Here is a 23137-nt window from a genome sequence, read left to right on the forward strand (position 1 = left end):
CCGGGGCTCCGGGGGCGAACCATGGACGTGAGCCGCACCTTCGCCCGTCCCGCCGCCCCGGTCCTGTCGCGTCCCGTCGCCGCCGCGGTCGCGGTGCTCGCCGTCGGCGCGGCGCTCGGGGCGGGGCAGCTCGTCGCCGGGCTGCTGTCGCCCACGTCGTCGCCCTACCTCGCCGTCGGGGACGCCGTGATCCGCGTGGCGCCGCCGCCCCTCGTCGAGTTCGCCAAATCGGCGTTCGGCACCGCGGACAAGCCGGTCCTGCTCGCCGGGATGGGCGTGGTGCTGCTGCTGGTCGCGGCGGCGGCCGGGCTCGCGTCGCGCCGCTCCTCGGTGCCGGCGCAGGTCGTCGTCGGGGTGCTGGGGGTGGCGGGGATCGCCGCCGTCGTCCTCGGCCCGGCGTTCACCGCCACCGACCTGCTCGCGCCGGTCGTCGCGGCCGGCGTGGGCCTGTGGGTGGTCCGCGCCCTGCACCGGCTCGCCCTCGCCGCGGCGGCCGCGCCCGAGGCGCCGGGCGTTCGTGGCCTGCCGCGGCGGACCGTGCTGCTCGGCGCGACGGCGGCGGTCGGGGTCGGGGCGCTGGCGGCCGGCGGGATCGGCGTGGCGGTCGGACGCGGGACCATCGACTCGCGGGCCCGACTCACCCAGCGACTCACCGCGGCGACCGTCACCCGCGAGGCCCCGCTGCCGGCCGGCACGGACTTCGCCGCCGAGCTCGGCACCACCCGGTTCCTCACGCCGAACCCGGAGTTCTACCGGATCGACACCGCCCTGCGGGTGCCGCAGCTGCGCGCCGAGGACTGGCGCCTGCGCGTGCACGGGCGGGTGGCGCGCGAACTGAGCCTGACCGTCGACGACCTCCTCGCCCGCCCGCTCGTCGAGCGGACGATCACGATGACCTGTGTGTCCAACGAGGTCGGCGGCGACCTCATCTCCACCGCGCGCTTCGTCGGCGTCGAGCTGGCCGACGTGATCCGCGAGGCGGGCCCGCAGCCCGGCGCCGACCAGGTCTTCTCCACCAGCACGGACGGCTGGACGGCCGGCACCCCCACGGACGTGATCCTGGAGCCGGGGCGCGGCGCGCTGCTGGCGCTCGGCATGAACGGCGAGGCGCTGCCCGCCGAGCACGGCTTCCCGGTGCGGATGGTCGTGCCCGGGCTCTACGGCTACGTCTCGGCCACCAAGTGGGTCACCGACCTCGAGCTCGCCTCGTTCTCCGCCCGCGACTCGTACTGGGTGCAGCGCGGCTGGGGCGAGCGGGGGCCGATCAAGACCGAGTGCCGCATCGACCTGCCCCGCGGGTTCTCCCGGGTGCCGGCCGGGCGCGTCACCGTCGCCGGCATCGCGTGGTCGCAGCCGCGCGGGATCTCGCGGGTCGAGATCAGCGTCGACGGCGGTCCGTGGGCCCCGGCGGAGCTGGCCGCGGAGGTCGGCGGGGACACCTGGCGGATGTGGCGGGGCACCGTCGACGTCGGGCCGGGCAGCCACACCGTGCGCGCCCGGGCGACCGACGGGCTGGGCAACCTGCAGACCGAGGAACGGGCCGACGTGCTGCCGGACGGCGCCACGGGCTGGCCGGCGATGATCTTCTCCGCGACCTGACCGGGCGGCCGAGACCTGATCGTGATCTCGCCGGACGGGCGCGCCGGCGGCGGACACGTTAGGCATGGGCAGGACCCGGGAAGGAGAGATGTCGTGCGCAGCATCCAGCGTCTGGTCACCCTCGGAGCGGCCGTGGCCGCCGTCGTCGCCCTGGGGGCGTGTTCCAGGCCCGCCCAGGAACCGTCCACCGCGACGGACATTCCGCCGGTGCCCACCGTGGCCGCGAGCGGTCCGATGACCCCGCCGCCCGCGCCGGGCAGCACCACCGCCGCCGACGTCTTCGGCCCGGACTGCTCGGGGCTGCCCGGCGGCGACGACCCCGGCTCGCTCTCCAGCATGTCGCTCGCCCCGATCGCGGGCGCGATCGAGTCGAACCCGCAGCTCACCACCATGGCCGCGCTGATCGGGCGGGCGAACCTCACCGAGACGCTCAACGCCGCGCCCGGGATCACGCTCTTCGCGCCGACCAACAACGCCTTCGACAAGCTCCCGCCGGACCAGCTCGCCGCGCTGCAGGCCGACCCGGCCAAGCTCGCGACCGTGATGCAGTACCACGCCTCCGGCACCCGACAGACGGCCGACGAGCTGCGGAGGGCCGGTTCGTCGACCGAGCTCGCGGGCGGCACGGTGCAGATCGGCGGGTCGGGCGACCAGATGACCGTCTCCGGTGGCTCCGGCACGTCGGCGAACGTCCTGTGCGGGAACATCCCGACCGGCAACGGGACCCTCTTCATGATCGACTCGGTGCTCCTGCCGCAGAGCTGATCCGTTCCCCGGGCCGTCACCTCCCCGGACGTGTCGTCCGACACGTGCGAGGAGGCGGGGCACGGTGAACGGCCGGTCCCGGACGACCACCGGTCCGCGCGCAGCGAGCGCGCCCGGAGCACGTCCCGGACCAAGATCGCAACTTTGTGCACGCGTTCACGAGCGACTACCGTGGACGGGCGTCGCCACCGAACGACCCGATCGGCCCCCGTCCGATCGGGCAGCGCCGGTCGCGCAGGCCGCCGCCGTCCCGGCCGCGGCCCCATCACGACGAGTACGACGCCCGAGGAGCCGCCGCGTGACGTTGCCGCCGCAGGCCGACTCCTCGACCGCCGAGACCCCTGCGACCCCCGAGACGCCGGACACCCCCGAGAACTCGTCGGGCCGCGCGCTGAAGGCCATCCCGGAGGCGACGGTCACACGGCTCGCGGTCTACCTGCGGGTGCTCGGTCAGCTCGCCGAGGGCGGCGCCGAGACGGTCTCCAGCGAGGAGCTCGCGTCCGTCGCCGGCGTCAACTCGGCGAAGCTGCGCAAGGACCTCAGCCACATCGGGACCTACGGCATCCGGGGCGTCGGGTACGACGTGGCGTCGCTGCAGCACGAGCTCGAGCGGGTGCTGGGGCTCGACCACCCGCAGGCCGTGGCGCTGGTCGGCGTCGGCAACCTCGGTCATGCGCTGGCCGGCTACAGCGGCTTCGGCGGCCGCGGGTTCCCCGTGACCGCGCTGTTCGACGTCGACCCCGACCTGGTCGGCATCGCGATCAACGGGATCGTCGTCAAGCACGTGCGCGACATCCCCACGGAGTGCCCTGCCGCGGGCGTCACGATCGGCATGATCGCGACCCCGGCGCAGGCCGCGCAGGGCGTCTGCGACCAGCTGGTCGGCGCGGGCGTGCGCTCCATCCTCAACTTCGCCCCCACGGTCCTGCAGGTGCCCGACGAGGTGGAGGTCCGCAAGGTGGACCTCGCGGTCGAGCTGCAGGTGCTGGCCTTCCACGTCGCCGGACGTGGGAACGCCGGCACGGCGGGTATCAGCCCAGACGTCCCGGCCGTCGCCCGGGTCGTGAACGGTCGCAACGGATCGGCGGTGCCGCTCTCATGAGTGTTCTCGTCGTGGGCCTCTCGCACCGGAGTGCGCCCGTCGACGTCCTGGAGAAGGTCGCGGTGTCCGCGGACGACGTGCCCAAGCTCCTCGACGAGATGGTGGGGTGCCCGCACGTGAGCGAGGTGACCCTGCTCTCGACCTGCAACCGGGTCGAGGTCTACGCGGTGGTCGACGCCTTCCACGGCGGGCTCGCGGACGTCTCCGAGGTGCTGGGCCGGCACTCCGGCCTGCCGCTGCAGGACCTCACCGAGCACTTCTTCGTGCACTACGCGGGCTCGGCCGTGCAGCACCTGTTCTCCGTCGCGGCCGGTCTGGACTCGATGGTCGTCGGCGAGTCGCAGATCCTCGGCCAGCTGCGCCAGGCCTACGCGACGGCCGACGAGGCCGGCACGGTCGGCCGCGTCCTGCACGAGCTCGCCCAGCAGGCGCTGCGCGTCGGCAAGCGGGTGCACGCCAGCACCGGCATCGACGCGGCCGGCGCCTCCGTGGTGTCCGAGGCGCTGCGCGACGCGTCCGCCGTGCTCGGGCACACCGACGGCGAGCTCACCGGCGCCCGCGCCGTCATCGTCGGCGCCGGGGCGATGGGCGCGCTGGCCGCGGCCCACCTCCGCCGCGCCGGCGCCACCGCGATCACCGTGCTCAACCGCTCCCTCGAGCGCGCCGAGCGGCTCGCGGAGAAGAGCGCCGAGCAGGGCGTCCCGGCCCGGCCCGGGACGCTCGACGAGCTGCCCGCCGCCCTCGCCGACGCCGACCTGATGATCGCCTGCACCGGCGCGATCGGCACGGTCGTCGAGCGCGCCGCGGTCGAGGCCGGGACGGCCGGCCGTACCCGCCCGCTCGTGGTGTGCGACCTCGGCCTCCCCCGTGACGTCGACCCGGCCGTCGCGGAGATCGAGGGCGTGACCGTCGTCGACCTCATCGCGCTGCAGCGCCGGCTCGTCCGCGAGGACCGGGCCGGGGCCGCCGACGCGGTGAGCGCGGCCCGCGAGCTGGTGGCCGAGGAGGCCCAGCACTACCTGGCCGCGCAGCGGTCCGCGGAGGTCACGCCGACCGTCACCGCCCTGCGCCGCCGCGCGTCCGAGGTGGTCGACGCCGAACTGCTGCGGCTGTCGTCGCGGCTGCCCGAGCTGTCCGACGACGTCCGCGACGAGTTCACCCGGACCGTCCGGCGGGTGGTCGACAAGCTGCTGCACACCCCGACCGTGCAGGTCAAGAAGCTGGCCGAGGGGCCCGACGGGGACAGCTACGCCGCCGCGCTGCGCACGCTGTTCGAGCTCGACCCGCAGAAGCCCGCCGCCGTCGCGGGCACGGTCGAGCAGCCGATCAGCGGGCACGACGTCGCCGCCGCCCTCGAGGCGCCGCTGCGCCCGGTGGGCGCCGACGGCGCCGAGGGCGGTCCGATCGCCGAGGGGGACCGGTGACCGCCGTGTCCGACCGCACCGCCGGCCGCACGCTCCGCGTCGGGACCCGGCCGAGCCGGCTCGCCGTGGCCCAGTCCGGCCAGGTCGCCGACCTGATCCGGGCCGCCGGGCGGCCCGCCGAGCTGGTCGACGTGCACACCACGGGCGACCGCTCGTCGGCGCCGATCGCGCAGCTCGGCGTGGGCGTGTTCGTCTCCCAGCTGCGGGAGGCGCTGGCCGCCGGTGAGGTCGACGTCGCGGTGCACTCCTACAAGGACCTGCCGACCACGCCCGACCCGCGGCTGACCTTGGCCGCGGTGCCGGCGCGGGAGGACCCGCGCGACGCGCTGGTGGCCCGGGACGGCCGGGTGCTCGGCGAGCTGGCCGTCGGGTCGCGCATCGGCACCGGTTCGCCGCGGCGCGCGGTGCAGCTGCACGCGCTCGGGCTCGGGTTGGAGGTCGTCCCGATCCGGGGCAACGTGGACACCCGGATCGGCAAGGTGACCTCGGGCGAGCTCGACGGCGTCGTGGTCGCCGCGGCGGGGTTGCGCAGGCTCGGTCGGGTGGCGGAGGCGAGCGAGCTGCTCGACCCGCTGCAGATGTTGCCCGCCCCGGCGCAGGGCGCGTTGGCGATCGAGTGCCGGGCGGACGACGAGGAGCTGGTCCGCTTCCTCGCCGCGACGCTCGACGACGCGGGCGTGCGCGCGGCGGTCACTGCCGAACGTGCGGTGCTCGCCACGCTGGAGGCCGGCTGCAGCGCGCCGGTGGCCGCGCACGCGGACGTCGTCGAGGACCTCGACGACGCCGGCCGCGTGGTGGAGCGGCTGTCGCTGCGCGCGGTCGTGGGGATCGGAGAGGTGGGCGAGGGCGCGCTGCTGCGCGCCTCGGCCACCGGAGACATGGACAACGCCGAGAAGCTCGGGGCGGCCCTCGCGCACGAGCTGCTCGACATGGGCGCCGACGACCTGCCGCGGCCGGCAGCGGACGGCGCCTCGGGACACGCTGGATCGGGAGCTGGAGAATGACTCGCACACCGCCGACCGCCGGTCGGATCGCCTTCGTGGGCAGCGGCCCGGGTGATCCCGGCCTGCTGACCGTGCGCGCGAAGGAGGTGCTCGCCTCCGCGCCGCTGGTCGTCAACGACCCGGACGTGCCCGAGGCCGTCCTCGCGCTGGTCGCCGACGGCGCCGAGGTCCGGCCGGCCGTCGGGCAGCCCGCCGACGTCGCGGGCGACCTGCTCGCCGAGGCCCGCGCCGGGCGACCGGTCGTGCGTCTCGTCGCCGGCGACCCGCTGACCCTCGACGCCGTGGTGGCCGAGGCGCGCGCCGTGGCCGCGGAGGGCGTGGCGTTCGACGTCGTGCCCGGTGTCGCGGCCGGCACCGCCGTCCCCGCCTACGCCGGCGTCCCGCTCGGGTCCGCGCACGTCGAGGCCGACGTCCGTGCGGGCGTCGACTGGGCGGGGCTGGCCGGCGCCCCCGGCACACTCGTGCTGCAGGCCGCCGCCGCGCACCTCGCCGAGATCGCTACCGCGCTCACCGCCCAGGGCCGCGCGGCCGAGACGCCCGTCGCGGTCACCGCGCACGGCACGGAGTCCACGCAGAAGACCGTCACCACGACGATCGGCGCGATGGCGTCCGACGCTGCCGAGCTGGAGGGCTCGCTGGTCCTCACGATCGGCGCCGAGGTCGCCTCCCGGGCGGACCTGTCCTGGTGGGAGTCCCGCGCGCTGTACGGCTGGCGGGTGCTGGTGCCACGCACCAAGGACCAGGCCGGGGTGATGAGCGACCGGCTGCAGATGCACGGGGCCATCCCCGAGGAGGTCCCGACCATCGCCGTCGAGCCGCCGCGCTCGCCCACGCAGATGGAGCGCGCGGTCAAGGGCCTGGTCGACGGCCGCTACGCCTGGGTCGTGTTCACCTCGACCAACGCGGTGCGTGCCATCTGGGAGAAGTTCGCCGAGTTCGGGCTCGACGCCCGCGCCTTCTCGGGGGTGAAGATCGCCTGCGTCGGTACGGCAACCGCCGAGAAGGTGCGCGAGTTCGGCATCGTGCCCGAGCTGGTGCCCGACGTGAACGAGGCCCAGAGCTCCACCTCCGAGGGCCTGCTCGAGCTGTTCCCGCCGCACGACGACATCCTCGACCCGGTGGACCGCGTCCTGCTGCCGCGGGCCGACATCGCCACCGAGACCCTCGCCGCCGGGCTGACCGAGCGCGGCTGGGAGATCGACGACGTCACGGCCTACCGGACCGTGCGCGCCGCCCCGCCGCCCGCGCCGATCCGCGAGGCCATCAAGACCGGCGGGTTCGACGCGGTGTGCTTCACCTCGTCGTCGACCGTCCGGAACCTGGTGGGCATCGCGGGCAAGCCGCACGCGCGCACGCTGGTCGCCTGCATCGGGCCGGCCACCGCGGAGACGGCCCGGGAGTTCGGCCTGCGCGTCGACGTCCAGCCGGAGGAGGCGCGGGTGCCCGCCCTGGTCGACGCCCTGGCCGCGCACGCCGCCAAGCTCCGCGCCGAGGGCGCGCTGCCGCCGCCGAAGAAGGTGAAGGCGCGCCGCCGCTGATCGGTCGCCGGAGGGCCGCACCCGAGTCGGGGTGCGGCCCTTCGCCGTTCTCAGCCCCCGTGCACGCGGTTGTCGGTCTCTCCCTCGCACGCGCGGTGGTCGCGCACCGGCCGTCGTTCGCAGCCCCGCCGCCGTTCGCACACAGGGTCGAGCTCTCGCACACACGTTCCGCGATGGGTGCGAGGGGCCGACGGTGTGTGCGACGGGCGGGACCGTGGGCCGGTGGTGATACCGGAGGTGTGGCGTGACGAGGTGGCGGGACGGTCGGTGCGGCCCTCCCGCAGCCGTCGCGACTCATGATCGTTCCGAGTGGAACGTGAGCGCTGTGGCGACGACTCTCGGGTGGCGCTCGGATGGATCAGCTCGGTCGAGAGGTGCGGGAGCGTTGTGCGGGCAGCGTTCCTGTGACCCTCGGATGGATCATGCGACGGTCGGTGTGGCCCGCTCGCGATCGTCCGGCTCATGGTCGTTCCGTGGGAAACGGGAGTGCTGTAGCGCCACTCCCGGGTGACGCTCGGATGGATCACGCGCAAGGAGGGTCGGTGTGGCCCACTTGCCGTCGTCGGCGGCTCATGATCGTTCCGAGGGGGACGCGAGTGTTGTGGCGGCGACCCTCGGGTGGCGCTCGGATCGATCAGCTCGATCCAGAGCTACGGGAGCGTTGTCCGGGCAGCGCTCCTGTGACTTTCGGATGGATCATGGGCCGGAACCGTCGGTGTGCGTCGCCCGCGGTCGTCCCGCTGCCCATGATCATTGCGAGGGGGACGCGAGTGCTGTGGCGGCGACTACCGGGTGACGCTCGGATGGATCAGCGCGGTCGAGAGGAACGGGGGCGTCGTGCCGGCAGCGCTCCTGTGACCCTCGGATGGATCATGCGCGACAGCCCACCGGTAGCCGCAGAGACCGCGGTGTGGCGGGCCGGGACGCCGCGGTGCGGCCGGCCGGGACGCGGCCGCGGGCGGGTCGATCTGCCCGCCCGCGAGCGGACGTCAGGAGCCGACGGTGGCGGGCTTGCGGAAGCGGTCCCACCAGCGGCGACGCTCCGCAGCGGCCGCGCGGTCGGCTTCCGCCAGGCGCTGGGCGGTGATGACGGGGATGGCCTCGGTGGGGGCGTCGTCGACCGGCAGGCCGTCGGCCGGCGCGTTGCCGGCAGGGACGCCGCCGGCCGCCGCGCTGCCGGCCGGGGTGTTACTGGTCGGCGCGCTGCCGACCAGCGCGTTGTCGACAGGGGCGTTTCCGGCCGGGGCGCTGTCGATCGGCGCACTGTGGAGCGGGGCACTGCCGGTCGCCGCCCGGACCTCAGAGCTCTCGGGGGCGGTGTGGAAGTCCGGCGGGTAGGCCGCCCACCGCTCCTCCTGCGAGATCCCGGCGACGGGCTCCCACGGGCCGGCTGTCCGGGCGCGGCCGATGTAGGCCGACGCGGCGGTGATCGCAGCGCGCACGCAGTCGCCCCGCGGCGCCACGCCCAGCGACCGGTGACCGGCACCCCACGGCGCGAGCCCGGCGTGCTCGGCGATCGTGACCGTGACGATCTCCCAGGCGTAGTCCCGCTCCTGCGCGGCGACCAGGTCGCGCAGCTCGTCGGGGCCCCAGGTGCTGCTGCCCTCGTCGGCACCGGCGGTCACGACCAGCACGAACACCCGATCGGGGCGCTCCTCCTCCGGCATGCCGGCGAGCGACCGGCCGAGGCCGCTGACGAGCGCGCCGAGCGAGTCGCGGACCGCCTCGGTGCGGCGGCCGCGGAGCTTCGGGACGGCCGCGTCGGCGGCCGGGACGCCCCCGCGGAGCTTCCCGGCACGACGCCCGGTGGTGGTCGGGTAGACCTCGACCTCACCGGGCAGCCCGGCCTGGTGCGCGAGGAGGTCGGCGGTCGCGGCACGCACCTCGTCGCGGAGCGGGCCGAGCGAGCTGGATCGATCGAGAAGGAGGGCGATGACGCTGCGTCCCGGTTTGGTCACGGGCGCAGAATGCCGTATCGGGTGACACTCTCCGTCACCGGCCCCACCTTCGCGGAGAGCCCGCCCCGCCCGCTGCTCCGCCCGGCTCTCTCCCGGCTGGACCTGCGGCAACAGTCGATCTTCCACCGGTTGCCGGGGCTCGGCCCGGCGGAGCGTCCGGGCGCGACGGCCGCCCGCTGCGACCACGATGGATCGCCGCCGGACGGCCGCCGGACCGCCGGATCGCCGCCGGACGGCCGCCGGACCGCCGGATCGCCGCCGGACCGCCGCCGGACCGCCGGATCGCCGCCGGACCGCCGCCGGACCGCCGGATCGGCGCCGGACCGCTGCCGGCCGCCGATCGCGGCCGGCTGCCGGATCGCCGCCGGCTGCCGGATCGCCGCCGGACCGCCGGATCGGCGCCAGACCGCCGGGCCGCCGCCGGATCGCCGGATTGCGGCCGCTTCGCCGCCAGACCGCCGGATCGCCGCCAGATCGCCGGACCGCCGCCGGACTGTCTCCGGATCGCCGGATTGCGGCCGCTTCGGCGCCGGAACACTGCCGGACGGTCGCCGGATGCCGCCGGATCCGCGCCCGGGTCCACGACCGCCCGTACCCGGCCGGTCGTACCCTGGCCGCATGGCCTATCCCGCCCAGCGTCCCCGCCGGCTGCGTTCCACCCCGGCACTGCGCAGGCTCGTGGCCGAGACCGAGCTGCGGCCCCGGCACCTGGTCCTGCCGATGTTCGTCAAGGAGGGCGCCGCGGAGCCGGTGCCGATCTCGTCGATGCCGGGGGTCGTCCAGCACACCCGCGACTCCCTTCGGAAGGCGGCCGCGGAGGCAGTGCAGGCGGGCGTCGGCGGGATCATGCTGTTCGGTGTGCCCGAGCGGCACGACGCCCTCGGGTCCGGGGCGACCGACCCCGAGGGGATCCTGAACGTCGCGCTCAAGGACCTGCGCGCCGAGCTGGGCGACTCCACGGTGATCATGTCGGACCTCTGCCTGGACGAGTTCACCGACCACGGGCACTGCGGGGTGCTCGACGAGCAGGGGTGCGTCGACAACGACCGCACGCTCGAGGTCTACGCCCGGATGGGCGTGGTGCAGGCCGAGTCCGGGGCCCACGTCGTCGCGCCCAGCGGGATGATGGACGGCCAGGTCGGCGTGATCCGCGAGGCGCTCGACGAGGCCGGCTTCGCCGACACCGGCATCCTCGCCTACACCGCCAAGTACGCCAGCGCGTTCTACGGGCCGTTCCGCGAGGCCGTGGAGAGCCAGCTGAAGGGCGACCGCAAGACCTACCAGCAGGACGGCGCGAACCTCCGGGAGGCGTTGCGCGAGCTCGCGCTCGACCTCGACGAGGGCGCCGACATGGTGATGGTCAAGCCGGCGCTGCCCTACCTCGACGTGCTGCGGACCGTGGCCGACACCGCCGACGTCCCGGTCGCCGCGTACCAGGTCTCCGGCGAGTACGCGATGATCGAGGCCGCCGCCGCGCAGGGCTGGCTGGAGCGCGAGCGGACGATCGTCGAGACGCTGACCTCGCTGCGCCGCGCCGGCGCGGACGTGGTGCTGACCTACTGGGCGACCGAGGTCGCGGGTCTGCTGGACTGACGCCGTGCGGACACACCAGGAGCCCGGCGTCCTCGGCGCCCTCACCGACCTGAACTTCGAGCGGTTCGCGACGCCGTCGGTCGTCAAGTTCGTCTACGTCGTCGGCATCGTGTTGACCGCGCTGGGTTACGTCGCGGGCGTCATCGGGTTCTTCGTCCGGGGCTTCGGGCTCGGTGTCGCGGCGCTCGTGGCCGGTGGCGTCGTCGCGGTGTTCGCGCTGCTCCTGCTGCGGGTGACCCTCGAGTTCGTGGCGGCGGTGGTCCGTCTGTCGGAGGACGTCCACCGCCGCGGCTGACCGGTACCGTGGTGACCGTGAGCACCGGCAGCCAGGGTGACGAGGGGCCCCGTTACTACCCGAGCGGGCCCTCGACGGGGCAGTACCCGCAGTACCCGCAGAACCCCTACCCCCAGGGGACGTCGCCGGCCGGTGCGCCGCAGGGTGATCAGCATCCCGCCGGCCAGTACACCGGCGGTCAGTACGCCTACAGCCCGTACGCCCAGGCGCCCACGCCCTCGGCCGACGAACCGCGGCGGGCCCGCCGCCCGGCCACCATGGCCGGTGCGCTGGTGCTCCTGGTGCTGAGCGCGCTGCCGTTCCTGGTGTTCGGCGTGCTCGGGCTGTTCGTGCCGATCAGCCAGGACATGTTCCCGCCGGAGCTCGGGCTCGACGCGATGCTCACCCAGTACAACGTGTCCTTCGACCAGTTCCTGCAGGCCGTGCGGCTGCTGCTCGCGCTGGTCGCGGTGCTCGCGCTGGTCTACATCGGCCTCGCGGTCGCCGCCTTCGCCGGCAAGGCGTGGGGGCGGGTCGCCGTCACCGTGCTCACCGTCCTGTTCTGCGGTTTCCTGCTGCTCAACCTCGGTGGCGGTGCGTCCTCCCTGATCATCCTCGCGCCGGTGGTGCTCGCCGTGGCCGGTGTGGTGCTGATGTTCGTGCGGCCGTCGGCGGCCTGGTTCGCCGGCCTGCGCTGACCGGAGCGCCGACCCCACGGGCCGGGTCGCCGCGCGGATGTGAGACTGGACGCCGTGAGTGCCCCCTTCACCCCGATGACGCCCGAGGTCTCCGCGGGCCTGTTCGCCCGCGCCGCCGAGGTGATCCCCGGCGGCGTCAACTCGCCGGTCCGCGCGTTCAACTCGGTCGGCGGCACACCGCGCTTCATGGTCTCCGCGCAGGGCCCCTGGCTGACCGACGCCGACGGCCTCCGCTACGTCGACCTGGTCTCCTCGTGGGGCCCGATGATCCTCGGGCACGCGCACCCCGCCGTCGTCGACGCCGTGCGGTCCGCGGCCGGGTCCGGCCTCTCCTTCGGCGCGCCGACACCGGCCGAGATCGAGCTGGCCGAGGCGATCATCGACCGGGTCGCGCCGGTGGAGCAGGTGCGGCTGGTGAACTCGGGCACCGAGGCGGTGATGAGCGCGATCCGGCTGGCCCGCGGGATCACCGGACGCACGGTCGTCGTGAAGTTCGCCGGCTGCTACCACGGGCACGTCGACGCCCTGCTCGCCCAGGCGGGTTCGGGCGTCGCGACCCTGGGCCTTCCCACGAGCCCGGGCGTCACGGGGGCGCAGGCCGGTGACACGGTCGTCGTGCCGTACAACGACCTGGATGCCGTCCGGCAGGTCTTCGCCGAGCGGGGCAGCGAGATCGCCTGCGTGATCACCGAGGCCGCGGCGGGCAACATGGGTGCGGTCGCGCCGCGGCCGGGGTTCAACCAGGGCCTGCGTGACATCACGCGCGAGCACGGTGCCCTGCTGGTGATCGACGAGGTGATGACGGGCTTCCGCGTCTCGCCCGCCGGGTGGTTCGGGCTCGAGGGCGTGGCCGGCGACCTCTACACCTTCGGCAAGGTCATGTCCGGCGGGCTGCCGGCCGCGGCCTTCGGCGGCCCCGCGACGCACATGTCCTACCTCGCGCCGGCCGGGCCGGTCTACCAGGCGGGCACGCTGTCCGGGAACCCCGTGGCCGTCGCGGCCGGGCTGGCCACCCTGCGGCAGGCCGACAAGGCCGTCTACGACGCGCTCGACGCCAACGCCGAGCGTCTGGTCGGCATGTTCGGCGGGGCGCTGCGCGAGGCCGGGGTGCCGCACCGGGTGCAGACGGCCGGGAACATGTTCTCGATCTTCTTCACGGAGGAGGAGGTCGTGGACTACGACACCGCGAAGGCGGCGCAGACCTGGCGCTTCCCGCCGTTCTTCCACGCCCTGCTGGAGCGCGGCGTCTACGCGCCGCCCAGCAACTTCGAGGCCTGGTTCGTCTCGGCCGCGCTCGACGACGACGCCTTCGCCGTGATCGAGAAGGCGCTGCCCGACGCGGCGCGGGCGGCGGCCGCCGCGGTGCACCCGGCATGAGCACCGAGCCCTACCCCGGCGGGGACCGCACCTCGCCCGAGCCCATCGGGGCCCGGACCGTCGTCCACCTGCTGCGGCACGGGACGGTGCACAACCCCGACGGCATCCTCTACGGGCGCATCCCCGGCTTCCGGTTGTCCGACGACGGCCGCGCGCAGGCCGAGCTGGTCGCCGAGGCCCTGGCGGACGACGACATCGCCGCGGTGGTCGCCTCGCCCCTGCAGCGTGCGCAGGAGACGGCGACGCCGATCGCGAAGTCGCACGGCCTGGACATCGTGACCGAGGACGGCCTGATCGAGTCCGGCAACCTGTTCGAGGGGCAGCGGTTCGGGGTCGGCGACGGGGCGCTGCGCCGGCCGGCGAACTGGCGGCTGATGCGTGACCCGTTCACCCCGTCCTGGGGCGAGCCGTACCTCAACATCGCCCACCGGATGTTCGGCGCCGTGCATCGCGCCCGCGCGCTCGCGGAGGGGCACGAGGCCGTGTGCGTGTCCCACCAGCTGCCGATCTGGACGTTGCGCCGCTACCTGCTGGGCCAGCGGCTCTGGCACGACCCGCGCTCGCGGCAGTGCGCGCTGGCCTCGCTGACCAGCGTCGAGTTCACCGGGACCACCGTGACCGGGCTGCGCTACAGCGAGCCGGCCGGGTCGAGCGATCCGACGGCGACCGGCGCATGAGGCGGATCCTGCCGCTGCTGCTGGGGCTGCTCGTGCTGGCGGGCTGCTCCACCAGCAAGGACGCCGTGTCGAGCAGCCAGCAGGAGTTCACGTTCGTCGCGCCCAACGGCCAGACGACGATCATGTACGACCCGCCGTCGTCCCGCGGCGTCGTCCCCGAGCTGTCGGGGGACTCGCTGCTGCACGACGGGCGGACGGTCGGGCTCCAGGACTTCGCCGGCCAGGTCGTGGTGCTCAACATCTGGGGCTCGTGGTGCGGGCCGTGTCGGAGCGAGGCGCCCGACCTGGAGTTCGTGGCCCAGCAGTCCAAGGCGGCCGGTGTCGCGATGCTCGGCATCGACGTGCGCGACGACCGGGACGCGGCCCGCGACTTCGTCCGCGACCGTGACCTGACCTACGACTCGATCTTCGACCAGCCCGGCCGGGTGCTCGCCGCGCTGTCCGGCTACCCGCGCAACGTGGTGCCGTCGACGATCGTGCTGGACCGGCAGCACCGGGTCGCCGCGGTCTACCTCACGCAGATCCGCCCGTCGGAGCTGCTGGCCACGGTCCAGCGGATCGCCGGGGAGGAGCCGGCGCCCTCGACGCCCGGCTCCTGACCGGAGTATGGATCCATAACGCTGTCCCGGCAGCGCCGTGAGCGCAGTATGGATCCATAACGCTGTCCTGGCAGCGCCGTGAGCGCAGTACGGTTCCATAACGCGTCGCGACGGCCTGCCTGGGTGCGTTATGGATCCATAACGCGTCCCGCGGGGCATTGTCAGCGCGTTGTGGAGCCATAACGCGTTCGGAGGGACGTATGGGCGCGTTGTGGGGCCGGAGTGCGCGGTGAGCGGTTCCACTACGACTTGTAGAACCCGCCGCCCACGTGCCCGGGGCCAGCACATACCCTGTCCGTGATGGATGCCTCGACCACTCTCGCGGTCAGCGGCCCGCTGCTCGTCGCAGCGGTGGTCGCCGTTCTCGCGGGGGCGGTCAGCTTCGCGTCCCCCTGCGTGGTCCCGCTGGTCCCCGGCTACCTCGCCTACCTGGCCGGCCTCGTCGGCGCCGACGTCCCGCCCGTCACCCGCGACCAGGCGCGCGAGGGGCGCGAGGGCCGCTTCCGGGTGGCCGGTGCCGCGGCGTTGTTCGTCGCCGGGTTCACCGTCGTGTTCGGGGCGATCCTGGTCGGCGTCGTCTGGCTGGCCGACGTCCTGGTGCGCAACGAGGCGGTGCTCCAGCGGGTCGGCGGGATCGTCATGATCGTGATGGGGCTGGCGTTCGTCGGCCTGATCCCCGTCCTGCAGAACGAGCGGCGGGTCCACTGGGTCCCGAAGCTCGGGCTCTGGGGGGCGCCGCTGCTGGGCGCCGTGTTCGGCCTCGGCTGGGTGCCCTGCATCGGTCCGACGCTGGCCGGCGTGGTGGCCGTGGCCGCCGGTACCGGTGGCGGATCGTTGCGCGGGGTCGTCCTCACGCTGGCCTACTGCGCCGGGCTCGGCCTGCCGTTCGTCGTCATCGCGCTCGGCGCCTCCCGCGCGGTGTCCGCGCTCGGCTGGCTGCGCCGGCACACCCGCACGATCCAGATCGCCGGCGGGGTGCTGATGGTCGCCGTGGGCGCCCTGCTGGTCAGCGGGCTGTGGGGGAGCCTGCTCGCCCAGCTCCAGGTCGCCTTCGCCGGATTCACCCCCGCCCTGTGAGCCGCCGCATGAATGACTGCCGATGAGCAGCCCGCCCACCGCGCCCCCCGCCCCGCCGGAGGCGCCGCCCCAGCCGCCCCGCCGGCCGCGTGGCGCCCGCGCCGTCCTCGCCCTGCTCCGCAACGCCTGGCGCGGCCTCACCAGCATGCGCACCGCCCTGGTGCTGCTGTTCCTGCTGGCCCTGGCCTCGCTGCCGGGCGCGCTGCTGCCGCAGCGGTCGCTCAACCAGCAGCTCGTCGACAAGTACTTCGCCGACTACCCGCGGCTCGCCCCGCTGCTGGACAAGGTCGGCGCCTTCGAGATCTTCGCGACGCCCTGGTTCGCCGCGATCTACCTGCTGCTGATGATCTCGCTCATCGGCTGCCTCACCCCGCGGTCGCTGGAGTACCTGCGCGCGATGCGGCAGAAGCCGGTCGCCACCCCGCGCAACCTCGCCCGCATGCCGCACCACGCCGAGGCCGTCGTCGACGGCACGCCCGACGAGGTCGTGGAGCGGGTCCGCGGGCGGCTGAAGGGCTGGCGGCGGGTCGAGCGGGAGGAGGGCGAGGCCCGGAGCGTGTCGGCCGAGCGCGGCTTCCTGCGCGAGACGGGCAACCTCGTCTTCCACATGAGCCTGGTCGGGCTACTCATCGGCATCGCCGTGGGGAAGCTGTTCGGCTACGAGGGCCAGGTCATCGTGCTGGCGAACGGCAGCCAGTTCTGCAACACGTCGATCCTGGGCTACGACTCGTTCAACCCCGGCCTGCGCGTCGACGGCACCCAGCTCGCGCCGTTCTGCATCAAGGTGGACTCGTTCGCCGCCGAGTACCTGCCCAACGGCCAGCCGAAGCAGTACACCGCGCAGATGGGCTACCAGACCGCCGACGACGTCCGGGCCGGCGACACCGCGACCTGGCGCCCCGACACGCTGTCGGTGAACCACCCGCTGCGCCTCGACGGCGACCGCGTCTACCTGCTCAACCACGGCTACGCGCCGCGCTTCACGGTGACCTGGCCCGACGGGCAGCAGCGCACCGGCGAGATCCAGTGGCAGCCGGTGGACACCTCGACCTACCTGTCCCAGGGCGCGACCAAGTTCGAGCGGCCGGGGATCGCGGACGACGCCACCCGGCAGAAGAGCTCGATCGCGATCACCGGCCTGTTCGCGCCGACGAGCTCCGGCGGGCAGGTCGTCACCTCGACCTACCCCGACCTGCTCGCGCCCGAGGCGGCGGTCGACGTCATGCGCGGCGACCTGGGCCTCGACGACGGCCGCGGCCAGTCGATCTTCTCGGTGGACCAGTCGAAGGTCGACTCCGGCCAGCTGGTCCGGGTCGCGCGCCAGAACATGGTCCCGGGCCAGGAGATCACGCTCGACGACGGCACCCGGGTCCGGTTCGACGACGTCGACCAGTGGGTGGCGCTGCAGGTCAGCCACGACCCGGGCCAGGTGACGGTGCTCGTGTTCGCGATCCTGATCCTGGTCGGGCTGGGGCTGTCGCTGTCGATCAAGCGGCGACGGTTCTGGGTCCGTGTGGTGGCGGCGGAGCCGGGTACGGACGGCCGGACGCGCAGCGTGGTCGAGCTGGGCGGACTGGCCCGGACCGACCGGGCGGGGTACGGCGAGGAGTTCGACCGCCTGCGGGCGGACCTGCTGGAGCCGGCGACTGCGTCGACTGCGGCGACGACGAGGAACGGTGGAGACTGATGCCGGTCGATCCGATGCTCTCCCAGTACAGCGACCTGCTGTTCAAGGGGGCGCTCACGGTCTACGTGCTCGCGATGGCCTTCTACGCCGTCGAGTACGTCACGAGCCGGGCCCGCGAACGCGCGGTGGCCGCCGAGGCCGCCCCCGAGCCCGCCGCGGTCGCCGCGGTCTCCGCGACGGGCGGCACGGGCACCGCCGACCTCGGCACGGTCAGCGAGGAGAACGCCGACGTCCCGCCGCCCCCGGTGAAGGCGCCGAAGCCCTTCCGCTCCCGAGCGGACCGCTTCGGTCGGATGGGCGTCTCGCTGACGATCCTGGCCGTGCTGCTGCACCTCGGTTCGATCGCGCTGCGCGGGCTCGCGGCCGGCCGCTGGCCGCTGGGCAACATGTACGAGTTCACCTCGGCCGTCTGCTTCGCCGCGATGGTGGCGTGGCTGGTCGCGCTGCAGCGGACCTCGAAGCGCACCCGCGGCCTGCGCAAGCTCGGCGTGTTCGTGCTGGTCCCGGTCCTGATCCTGATGTTCCTGGCCGGCACCGTGCTCTACGCCCAGGCCGCCCCGGTCGTCCCGGCCCTGCAGTCCTACTGGCTGGCGGTGCACGTCACCACGGTCACCCTGGCGTCGGGCCTGTTCTTCGTGCCGGGCGTGGCGAGCATCCTGTACCTGATGAAGCGGTCCGGGAAGCCGGCCGGGTTCGTCGCGAAGCTGCCCGACGCCGACGTCCTGGACCGGCTCGCGTACCGGGTCACCGTCGTCGCGTTCCCGATGTACACCTTCGCGGTGATCGCCGGCGCGATCTGGGCCGAGGCCGCCTGGGGCCGGTTCTGGGGCTGGGACCCGAAGGAGACGGTCGCGTTCGTCGCGTGGGTCATCTACGCGGCCTACCTGCACGCCCGGGCCACGGCCGGCTGGCGGCACGTCGGCGCGGCGTGGATCAACATCCTCGGCCTCGCTGCGATCATCTTCAACCTGTTCTTCATCAACATGGTGGTCGCGGGCCTGCACTCGTACGCCGGCCTGGGGTGAACCGGGGAGCTGTGCTGATCCGGGGCCTCGCCCGCCCTACCGGGTGGACCGGGGAGCTGCGCTGATCCGGGGCCTCGCCCGCACTACCGGGCGAGCCGGACCGCATCACCTCGACCGACGCGGTTCGCGCGACTACCGTCGGCAACCGTGAGTCAGAACGGGCCCGACGAGTACCCCGACGGTTCCGTGGGCCGCTACGTGCGGGAGCGGTGGGCGCAGAACGCCGAGCGCTCGCAGCGGCAGGCCCCCGACGAGCGGCGCGACCAGCGCCGGGAGGAGCAACAGGGCGGGGCGCACGCGGAGCATCCCGGGCTCGGCGCCCGGCGGGACGAGACGTGGGGCGTGGTGCCCGACGACGCCGGCTGGGGCTCCGACCTGCTCGAGCTCGAGGGCGAGCTGGACGAGGTCGAGCCGTACCCCGCCGGCGGGCCGGCGGGCCGGCACGTCGAGCCGGAGCAGCGGCGGGAAGAGCGTCCCGACCGGCCTGCCGACCGCCGCCCCGGGCCCCGGCACACCGAGCCGCCTGCCCAGCGCACGGGATCGGACCAGCGTCCCGCGCCGGGGGCGTCGCAGGTCGCGAACGGCGCGACGACCCACGGCGCGGCTCCTCACGATCCGGCTCCTCACGATCCGGCCCCTCACGGCGCACCGCCCGACGGGACTCCTCCGAACGGAACGGCCCCGATCGGCACGCCCCCGATCGGCACGCCCCCGATCGGCACGGCCCCGAACGGCGCGGCCGACGGCACGCAACCGAGTAACACCGCAGCGAACAGCACGGCACAGGGCGGCACCGCTCCGAACGGCACACCTCCGAACGGCTCGCCCCCGAACGGGACGGTTCCGAACGGCGTCCGCCGCGGCGCGGCGCCGCACACCGCGGAGCCCCGGTCCCGGGAGACCGGCCGGGCCGAGCCGCCGCCCCCGCCGCCGGCCTCGCCGCCACCGGCGGCGCAGTGGCGCACCGCCGGGCAGCGCTCCGCCCAGGAGCGCCGCATCGTGCCCCAGGAGGGCCGCACGCCCCCGCGCGGGATGCCGCTCGGCCCGCCCACCGGCCCGAACCGGCCGATCCGGGACGTCGGCCGGTGGACCGACCCCGGCGCCGTCGCCGCCCAGGAGGCCCAGCAGGCGCGGGCCGACTCGAACGCGGACGTGGCCGACCTCTCCACCGCGCGGCTGCTCAAGCCCAGCAAGCGGCGCCCGCCGCGGACCGGCTGGCGGCGCTTCCTCTACCTGCTCACGGGGCGGCTCATCAACCCGGGGGAGAGCCCGCAGGACATCCGCGAGCGCGAGCTGACCACGCGGATCAACCAACCGCTGCTCGGCTGCCACAAGATCGCGACGCTGAGCCTCAAGGGCGGCGTGGGCAAGACGACGATCACCGCCACGCTCGGGGCGACGTTCGCCTCACTGCGGGGCGACCGGGTCGTGGCGGTCGACGCCAACCCCGACCGCGGGACGCTCAGCCAGAAGATCCCGCTGGAGACCAGTGCGACGGTGCGGCACCTGCTGCGCGATGCCCAGCGGATCCGCCGGTACACCGACGTCCGGGCCTACACGTCCCAGGGGCCGTCGCGGCTGGAGGTGCTGGCGAGCGAGCAGGACCCGGCGGTCTCGGAGGCGTTCAGCGAGGACGACTACCGCCGCACGGTCACGCTGCTCGAGCACTTCTACAACATCGTGCTCACCGACTGCGGCACCGGCCTGATGCACTCGGCGATGTACGGGGTGCTGGGCGTGGCCGATCAGCTGATCATCGTGTCGTCGGGCTCGATCGACGGCGCCCGCAGCGCCTCGGCCACGATGGACTGGCTGGAGGCCCACGACCACGGCGACCTGGTGCGCAACGCCGTCGCGGTGATCAACAACGTGCACCGGCAGGCGGGGGCGGTGGACCTGGAGCGGGTGGCGCAGCACTTCGCGGGCCGCTGCCGGGCCGTGGTGCAGATCCCGTTCGACCCGCACCTCGAGGAGGGGGCGGAGGTCGACCTGGAGCGCCTGTCGCCGCCGACGCGGCTGGCGCTGCTGGAGCTCGCGGCCTCGGTGGCCGACGGCTTTCCGAGCTGAGCCCGGCGAGACACGCCGCTACCGCGAGGTCAGTCCTTGCCGTCCTGCCCGGACGGCGGGTCCTCGTCGCGGCGCATCGACTCGTCGAGGCTCCGAAGGAAGTCGGGGTCGTCGTCCGGCCCGGTGTGCCGGGTCCGGCGCGGCGGGGCCGCGGGACGCGACGTGCCGGTGCCGCGCGGGACGTCCGCCCGGTCGGCGCTCATCGCCCGCCACAGCAGCAGTGCGATGACGGCCGCGACGGCGAACGCGATGAGGTACAACATCACCAACCACCTCCGGTGCCGAGCGTACCGGCGCGCGAGGTGATGCCCAGGCAGAGCCCACTCGACGGGGGAGTGGACGGTCGTGCGCCCGGGGCGCGGATCCGGGTGGACGGGAGGCCGCCCGGATCCGCGGACCCGGAGCCGCCGGCGGGTGCCGGCGGTGCGGTCACGTCAGTGGCGCTGGGCGCCGATCGTGGCCTCGCTCGTGAGGTCCGCGAGCATTCCGCGCACCTCGGACTCCCGGAAGCGGCGGTGGCCGCCAGGGGTCCGGATCGAGCCGATCCGGCCGGCCGAGGCCCAGCGGGTCACGGTCTTGGGGTCGACACGGAACAGGGCGGCCACCTCACCGGGGGTGAGCAGGCGCTCGTTCGAGTTCTGGGTCGGAGCAGACATCCGAAGCCTCCGCATCGTCGATTACCGGGCCATCGTGACACCGGGGACCCCGGGTACTCGAACGGTTGGGCGGAGGTAAAGGGCTCTTAAAGGGCAAAACGGTCAGAGGGGTTCATCCCGGTCGGCGCCTCGGAGGCAGTCTGAGAGGTACCTGAGCGTGGGATGAAAACGCGCTGAGCAGGGCTTTCGCGCGACCGCGTGCTCGGTGGCCACTCTCCACACTGCCACCGCGGGCGTGACGACGGCGTGTGGCGGGCGCGGTCCGGGGACCGTCGGTCGGGCCGGAGCGGCGAACGGTGAAGCCGGGCGCGGTCGTACCCTCGACACCATGGCGACAGGCCCCCGCACCGACAGCGACAGCGACACGGACACCGGCACGCCCCCGGCCGCGCCGGGCTCGCGGCCGGCGCCCGGTCTGGCGGCCACCATCGCGCTCTACACGGCCGCCCGGCTCGGGCTGGTCGCGGTCCTCGGGGCCCTGCTCGCCCTCGCGGGGGTGCCGGTGCTGCTGGCCCTCCTCCTCGCGCTGGTGGTGGCCCTGCCGTTGTCCCTCGTGGTGTTCCGCGGGCTGCGGGCCCGGCTGGACCGCGCGCTGGCCGAGTCCGGCCGGCGGCGAGGCGCCCAGCGCGAGGCGCTGCGGGCGCGCCTGCGTGGCGACGAGGCGGGCGAGACGGTCGACGACGTCGCGGAGCCGGCTTCGGCCGCCGGGGAGAAGCTCTCCGCGCAGCAGCCCGGCGCCGCGAAGCAGGCCGCCGCCGAGCAGCCCGGCGTTACGGACAGGCCCACCGCGGAGGAGCCCGCCGCGGAGAAGCCCGGCGCAGCGGAGAAGCCCGGCGGCGACGAGACGCGCGACGCCGCGGAGGCGCCGGGCGTCGCACCCTCAGACCAGCCAGCCGAGGGCGAGGCCCACCCCGGTCCCCGCTGACCAGGCCAGCAGCAGCAGGCCGGTGTCGCGCAGCACGCGGATGAGCTTGCGGCCCTCGGCGCCGGCCATGACCCGGCGGACCGGGCCGATGGCGAGCGGCAGGGCGGGCAGGGCGAGCAGTACCGGCCAGCTGCGGACGGCCATGCCGAGCGTGAGGACGAAGGGCAGCAGCACCAGGGCTGCGTAGAACCAGCGGGTGTCGCGGTCGCCCAGCACGACGGCCAGCGTGCGCTTGCCCACCACCTCGTCGCCGGCGATGTCCCGCAGGTTGTTCGCGACGAGCACGGCGCAGCTCAGCAGCCCGACGCCCACCGCGCCCACGATCGCGAGCGCCCCGGGCGGCCCGCTCTGGGTCACGACGGTGCCGAGCACCCCGACCAGCCCGAAGAAGACGAAGACGGCGACCTCGCCCAGCCCCGCGTAGCCGTAGGGCCTCTTGCCGCCGGTGTAGAACCAGGCGCCGGCGATGCACACGGCGCCCACGGCGATCAACCACCAGGTCCGGCTCAGCGAGACCAGGGTCAGCCCCGCCAGCGCGGCGATCGAGAAGCACACGAGCGCCGCGTTGCGCACCGCGACCGGGCTCGCGAGCCTGGAGCCGACGAGCCGCAGCGGCCCGACGCGCTCGTCGTCCGTGCCGCGGATCCCGTCGGAGTAGTCGTTGGCGAAGTTCACCCCGATCACCAGCGCGACCGAGACGAGCAGCGCGAGGACCGCGCGGCCGATCTCGACGGTCCCGGAGCCGAGGGCGGCCCCGGTGCCCACCAGGACGGGGGAGACGGCGGTCGGGAGGGTCCGCGGCCGAGCACCCTCGACCCACTGCGCGAGCGTGGCCACGCGTCGAATCTAGTCGCCGCCTCCGGCCGCGTGGCGAGGCGCCTCGGAGCCCGCGGCGGCCTGGGTGGACGGGGGCGCCGCCCCGGGTGCGGCGGTGGAGGGCGTCGCCGGGCCGCCGGTGGACGCGGAGGTGGCGCTGGGCGCTGCGGTCGCGGGGGCAGCGGGAGCTGCGGAGGCAGCGGGAGCTGCGGAGGCAGCGGGAGTTGCGGAGGCAGCGGGAGTTGCGGAGGCAGCGGGAGTTGCGGAGGCAGCGGG

At 74.6% G+C, this 23137-nt stretch carries 21 protein-coding genes; 17 read left to right on the plus strand and 4 right to left on the minus strand.

Annotated features, from left to right (window positions below; translation table 11 throughout):
• The first annotated feature begins 21 nt into the window (after positions 1–21).
• From LWC33_RS17245 to LWC33_RS17270, 6 genes are all read left to right on the plus strand, one after another.
• On the plus strand, positions 22–1599 hold the full coding sequence (locus tag LWC33_RS17245) for a molybdopterin-dependent oxidoreductase (protein WP_233305411.1): 1578 nt from the start codon (positions 22–24) through the stop codon (positions 1597–1599).
• 93 nt (positions 1600–1692) lie between these two features.
• The gene (locus LWC33_RS36085; protein WP_233305412.1) at positions 1693–2364 is read left to right on the plus strand and encodes a fasciclin domain-containing protein; all 672 of its coding nucleotides are present in this window, start codon (positions 1693–1695) and stop codon (positions 2362–2364) included.
• Positions 2365–2662: 298 nt separating this feature from the next.
• Positions 2663–3466, plus strand: coding sequence for a redox-sensing transcriptional repressor Rex (locus tag LWC33_RS17255; RefSeq protein ID WP_233305413.1), 804 nt, complete (start codon positions 2663–2665; stop codon positions 3464–3466).
• Entirely contained in the window at positions 3463–4890 is a 1428-nt protein-coding gene (locus tag LWC33_RS17260) for a glutamyl-tRNA reductase (protein ID WP_233305414.1), read from the plus strand. The genes LWC33_RS17255 and LWC33_RS17260 overlap by 4 nt, the downstream gene beginning before the upstream one ends.
• Positions 4887–5894, plus strand: a complete 1008-nt coding sequence (gene hemC / locus LWC33_RS17265; protein ID WP_233305415.1) for a hydroxymethylbilane synthase — start codon at positions 4887–4889, stop codon at positions 5892–5894. Before LWC33_RS17260 ends, hemC begins: the two co-directional genes overlap by 4 nt.
• Complete coding sequence (locus tag LWC33_RS17270) at positions 5891–7432, plus strand: bifunctional uroporphyrinogen-III C-methyltransferase/uroporphyrinogen-III synthase (protein ID WP_233305416.1); 1542 nt, start codon at positions 5891–5893, stop codon at positions 7430–7432. The genes hemC and LWC33_RS17270 overlap by 4 nt, the downstream gene beginning before the upstream one ends.
• A gap of 989 nt (positions 7433–8421) precedes the next feature.
• Here the strand turns inward: LWC33_RS17270 and LWC33_RS17275 are convergent.
• Positions 8422–9390, minus strand: coding sequence for a hypothetical protein (locus LWC33_RS17275; RefSeq protein WP_233305417.1), 969 nt, complete (start codon positions 9388–9390; stop codon positions 8422–8424).
• A 618-nt stretch (positions 9391–10008) separates the two neighbouring features.
• Between LWC33_RS17275 and hemB the strand changes: the two genes are divergently transcribed.
• From hemB to LWC33_RS17325, 10 genes are all read left to right on the plus strand, one after another.
• Complete coding sequence (gene hemB / locus LWC33_RS17280) at positions 10009–10983, plus strand: porphobilinogen synthase (RefSeq protein WP_233305418.1); 975 nt, start codon at positions 10009–10011, stop codon at positions 10981–10983.
• Between the two features lie 4 nt (positions 10984–10987).
• Positions 10988–11278, plus strand: coding sequence for a DUF4282 domain-containing protein (locus LWC33_RS17285; RefSeq protein WP_233305419.1), 291 nt, complete (start codon positions 10988–10990; stop codon positions 11276–11278).
• Positions 11279–11295: 17 nt separating this feature from the next.
• Entirely contained in the window at positions 11296–11955 is a 660-nt protein-coding gene (locus tag LWC33_RS17290) for a hypothetical protein (protein ID WP_233305420.1), read from the plus strand.
• 75 nt (positions 11956–12030) lie between these two features.
• Positions 12031–13332 (plus strand): glutamate-1-semialdehyde 2,1-aminomutase, encoded by a 1302-nt coding sequence (hemL, locus tag LWC33_RS17295; protein ID WP_233305435.1) that lies wholly within the window; start codon positions 12031–12033, stop codon positions 13330–13332.
• Positions 13329–14009, plus strand: coding sequence for a histidine phosphatase family protein (locus tag LWC33_RS17300; protein ID WP_233305421.1), 681 nt, complete (start codon positions 13329–13331; stop codon positions 14007–14009). The genes hemL and LWC33_RS17300 overlap by 4 nt, the downstream gene beginning before the upstream one ends.
• Positions 14006–14608, plus strand: coding sequence for a TlpA family protein disulfide reductase (locus tag LWC33_RS17305; RefSeq protein ID WP_233305422.1), 603 nt, complete (start codon positions 14006–14008; stop codon positions 14606–14608). The genes LWC33_RS17300 and LWC33_RS17305 overlap by 4 nt, the downstream gene beginning before the upstream one ends.
• A gap of 300 nt (positions 14609–14908) precedes the next feature.
• Positions 14909–15685 carry a cytochrome c biogenesis CcdA family protein gene (locus LWC33_RS17310; RefSeq protein WP_233305423.1) on the plus strand — a complete coding sequence of 259 codons (777 nt, stop codon included), beginning with the start codon at positions 14909–14911 and terminating at the stop codon, positions 15683–15685.
• A gap of 22 nt (positions 15686–15707) precedes the next feature.
• On the plus strand, positions 15708–17372 hold the full coding sequence (gene resB / locus LWC33_RS17315; protein WP_233305424.1) for a cytochrome c biogenesis protein ResB: 1665 nt from the start codon (positions 15708–15710) through the stop codon (positions 17370–17372).
• Positions 17372–18397 (plus strand): c-type cytochrome biogenesis protein CcsB, encoded by a 1026-nt coding sequence (ccsB, locus tag LWC33_RS17320; protein ID WP_233305425.1) that lies wholly within the window; start codon positions 17372–17374, stop codon positions 18395–18397. Before resB ends, ccsB begins: the two co-directional genes overlap by 1 nt.
• A gap of 147 nt (positions 18398–18544) precedes the next feature.
• A complete protein-coding gene (locus tag LWC33_RS17325; RefSeq protein WP_443719763.1) occupies positions 18545–20464 on the plus strand; it encodes a MinD/ParA family ATP-binding protein in 1920 nt (639 codons plus the stop codon).
• 29 nt (positions 20465–20493) lie between these two features.
• Here LWC33_RS17325 and LWC33_RS17330 read toward each other — a convergent pair whose 3' ends face one another.
• Together LWC33_RS17330 and LWC33_RS17335 are read right to left on the minus strand one after the other, a co-directional pair.
• Positions 20494–20727: a hypothetical protein gene (locus tag LWC33_RS17330; RefSeq protein WP_233305426.1), complete on the minus strand. Its 234-nt coding sequence runs from the start codon at positions 20725–20727 to the stop codon at positions 20494–20496.
• 171 nt (positions 20728–20898) lie between these two features.
• Positions 20899–21120 carry a BldC family transcriptional regulator gene (locus LWC33_RS17335; RefSeq protein ID WP_037053018.1) on the minus strand — a complete coding sequence of 74 codons (222 nt, stop codon included), beginning with the start codon at positions 21118–21120 and terminating at the stop codon, positions 20899–20901.
• Positions 21121–21448: 328 nt separating this feature from the next.
• Here LWC33_RS17335 and LWC33_RS17340 point away from each other — a divergent pair, with 328 nt between their 5' ends.
• Positions 21449–22045, plus strand: coding sequence for a DUF4229 domain-containing protein (locus tag LWC33_RS17340; RefSeq protein ID WP_233305427.1), 597 nt, complete (start codon positions 21449–21451; stop codon positions 22043–22045).
• Here the strand turns inward: LWC33_RS17340 and LWC33_RS17345 are convergent.
• Entirely contained in the window at positions 22001–22882 is an 882-nt protein-coding gene (locus LWC33_RS17345) for a 1,4-dihydroxy-2-naphthoate polyprenyltransferase (protein ID WP_233305428.1), read from the minus strand. The two genes, LWC33_RS17340 and LWC33_RS17345, sit on opposite strands and share 45 nt — an antisense overlap.
• Positions 22883–23137: the final 255 nt, after the last annotated feature.

The organism is Pseudonocardia terrae (assembly GCF_021343995.1).
GTDB lineage: Bacteria > Actinomycetota > Actinomycetes > Mycobacteriales > Pseudonocardiaceae > Pseudonocardia > Pseudonocardia terrae.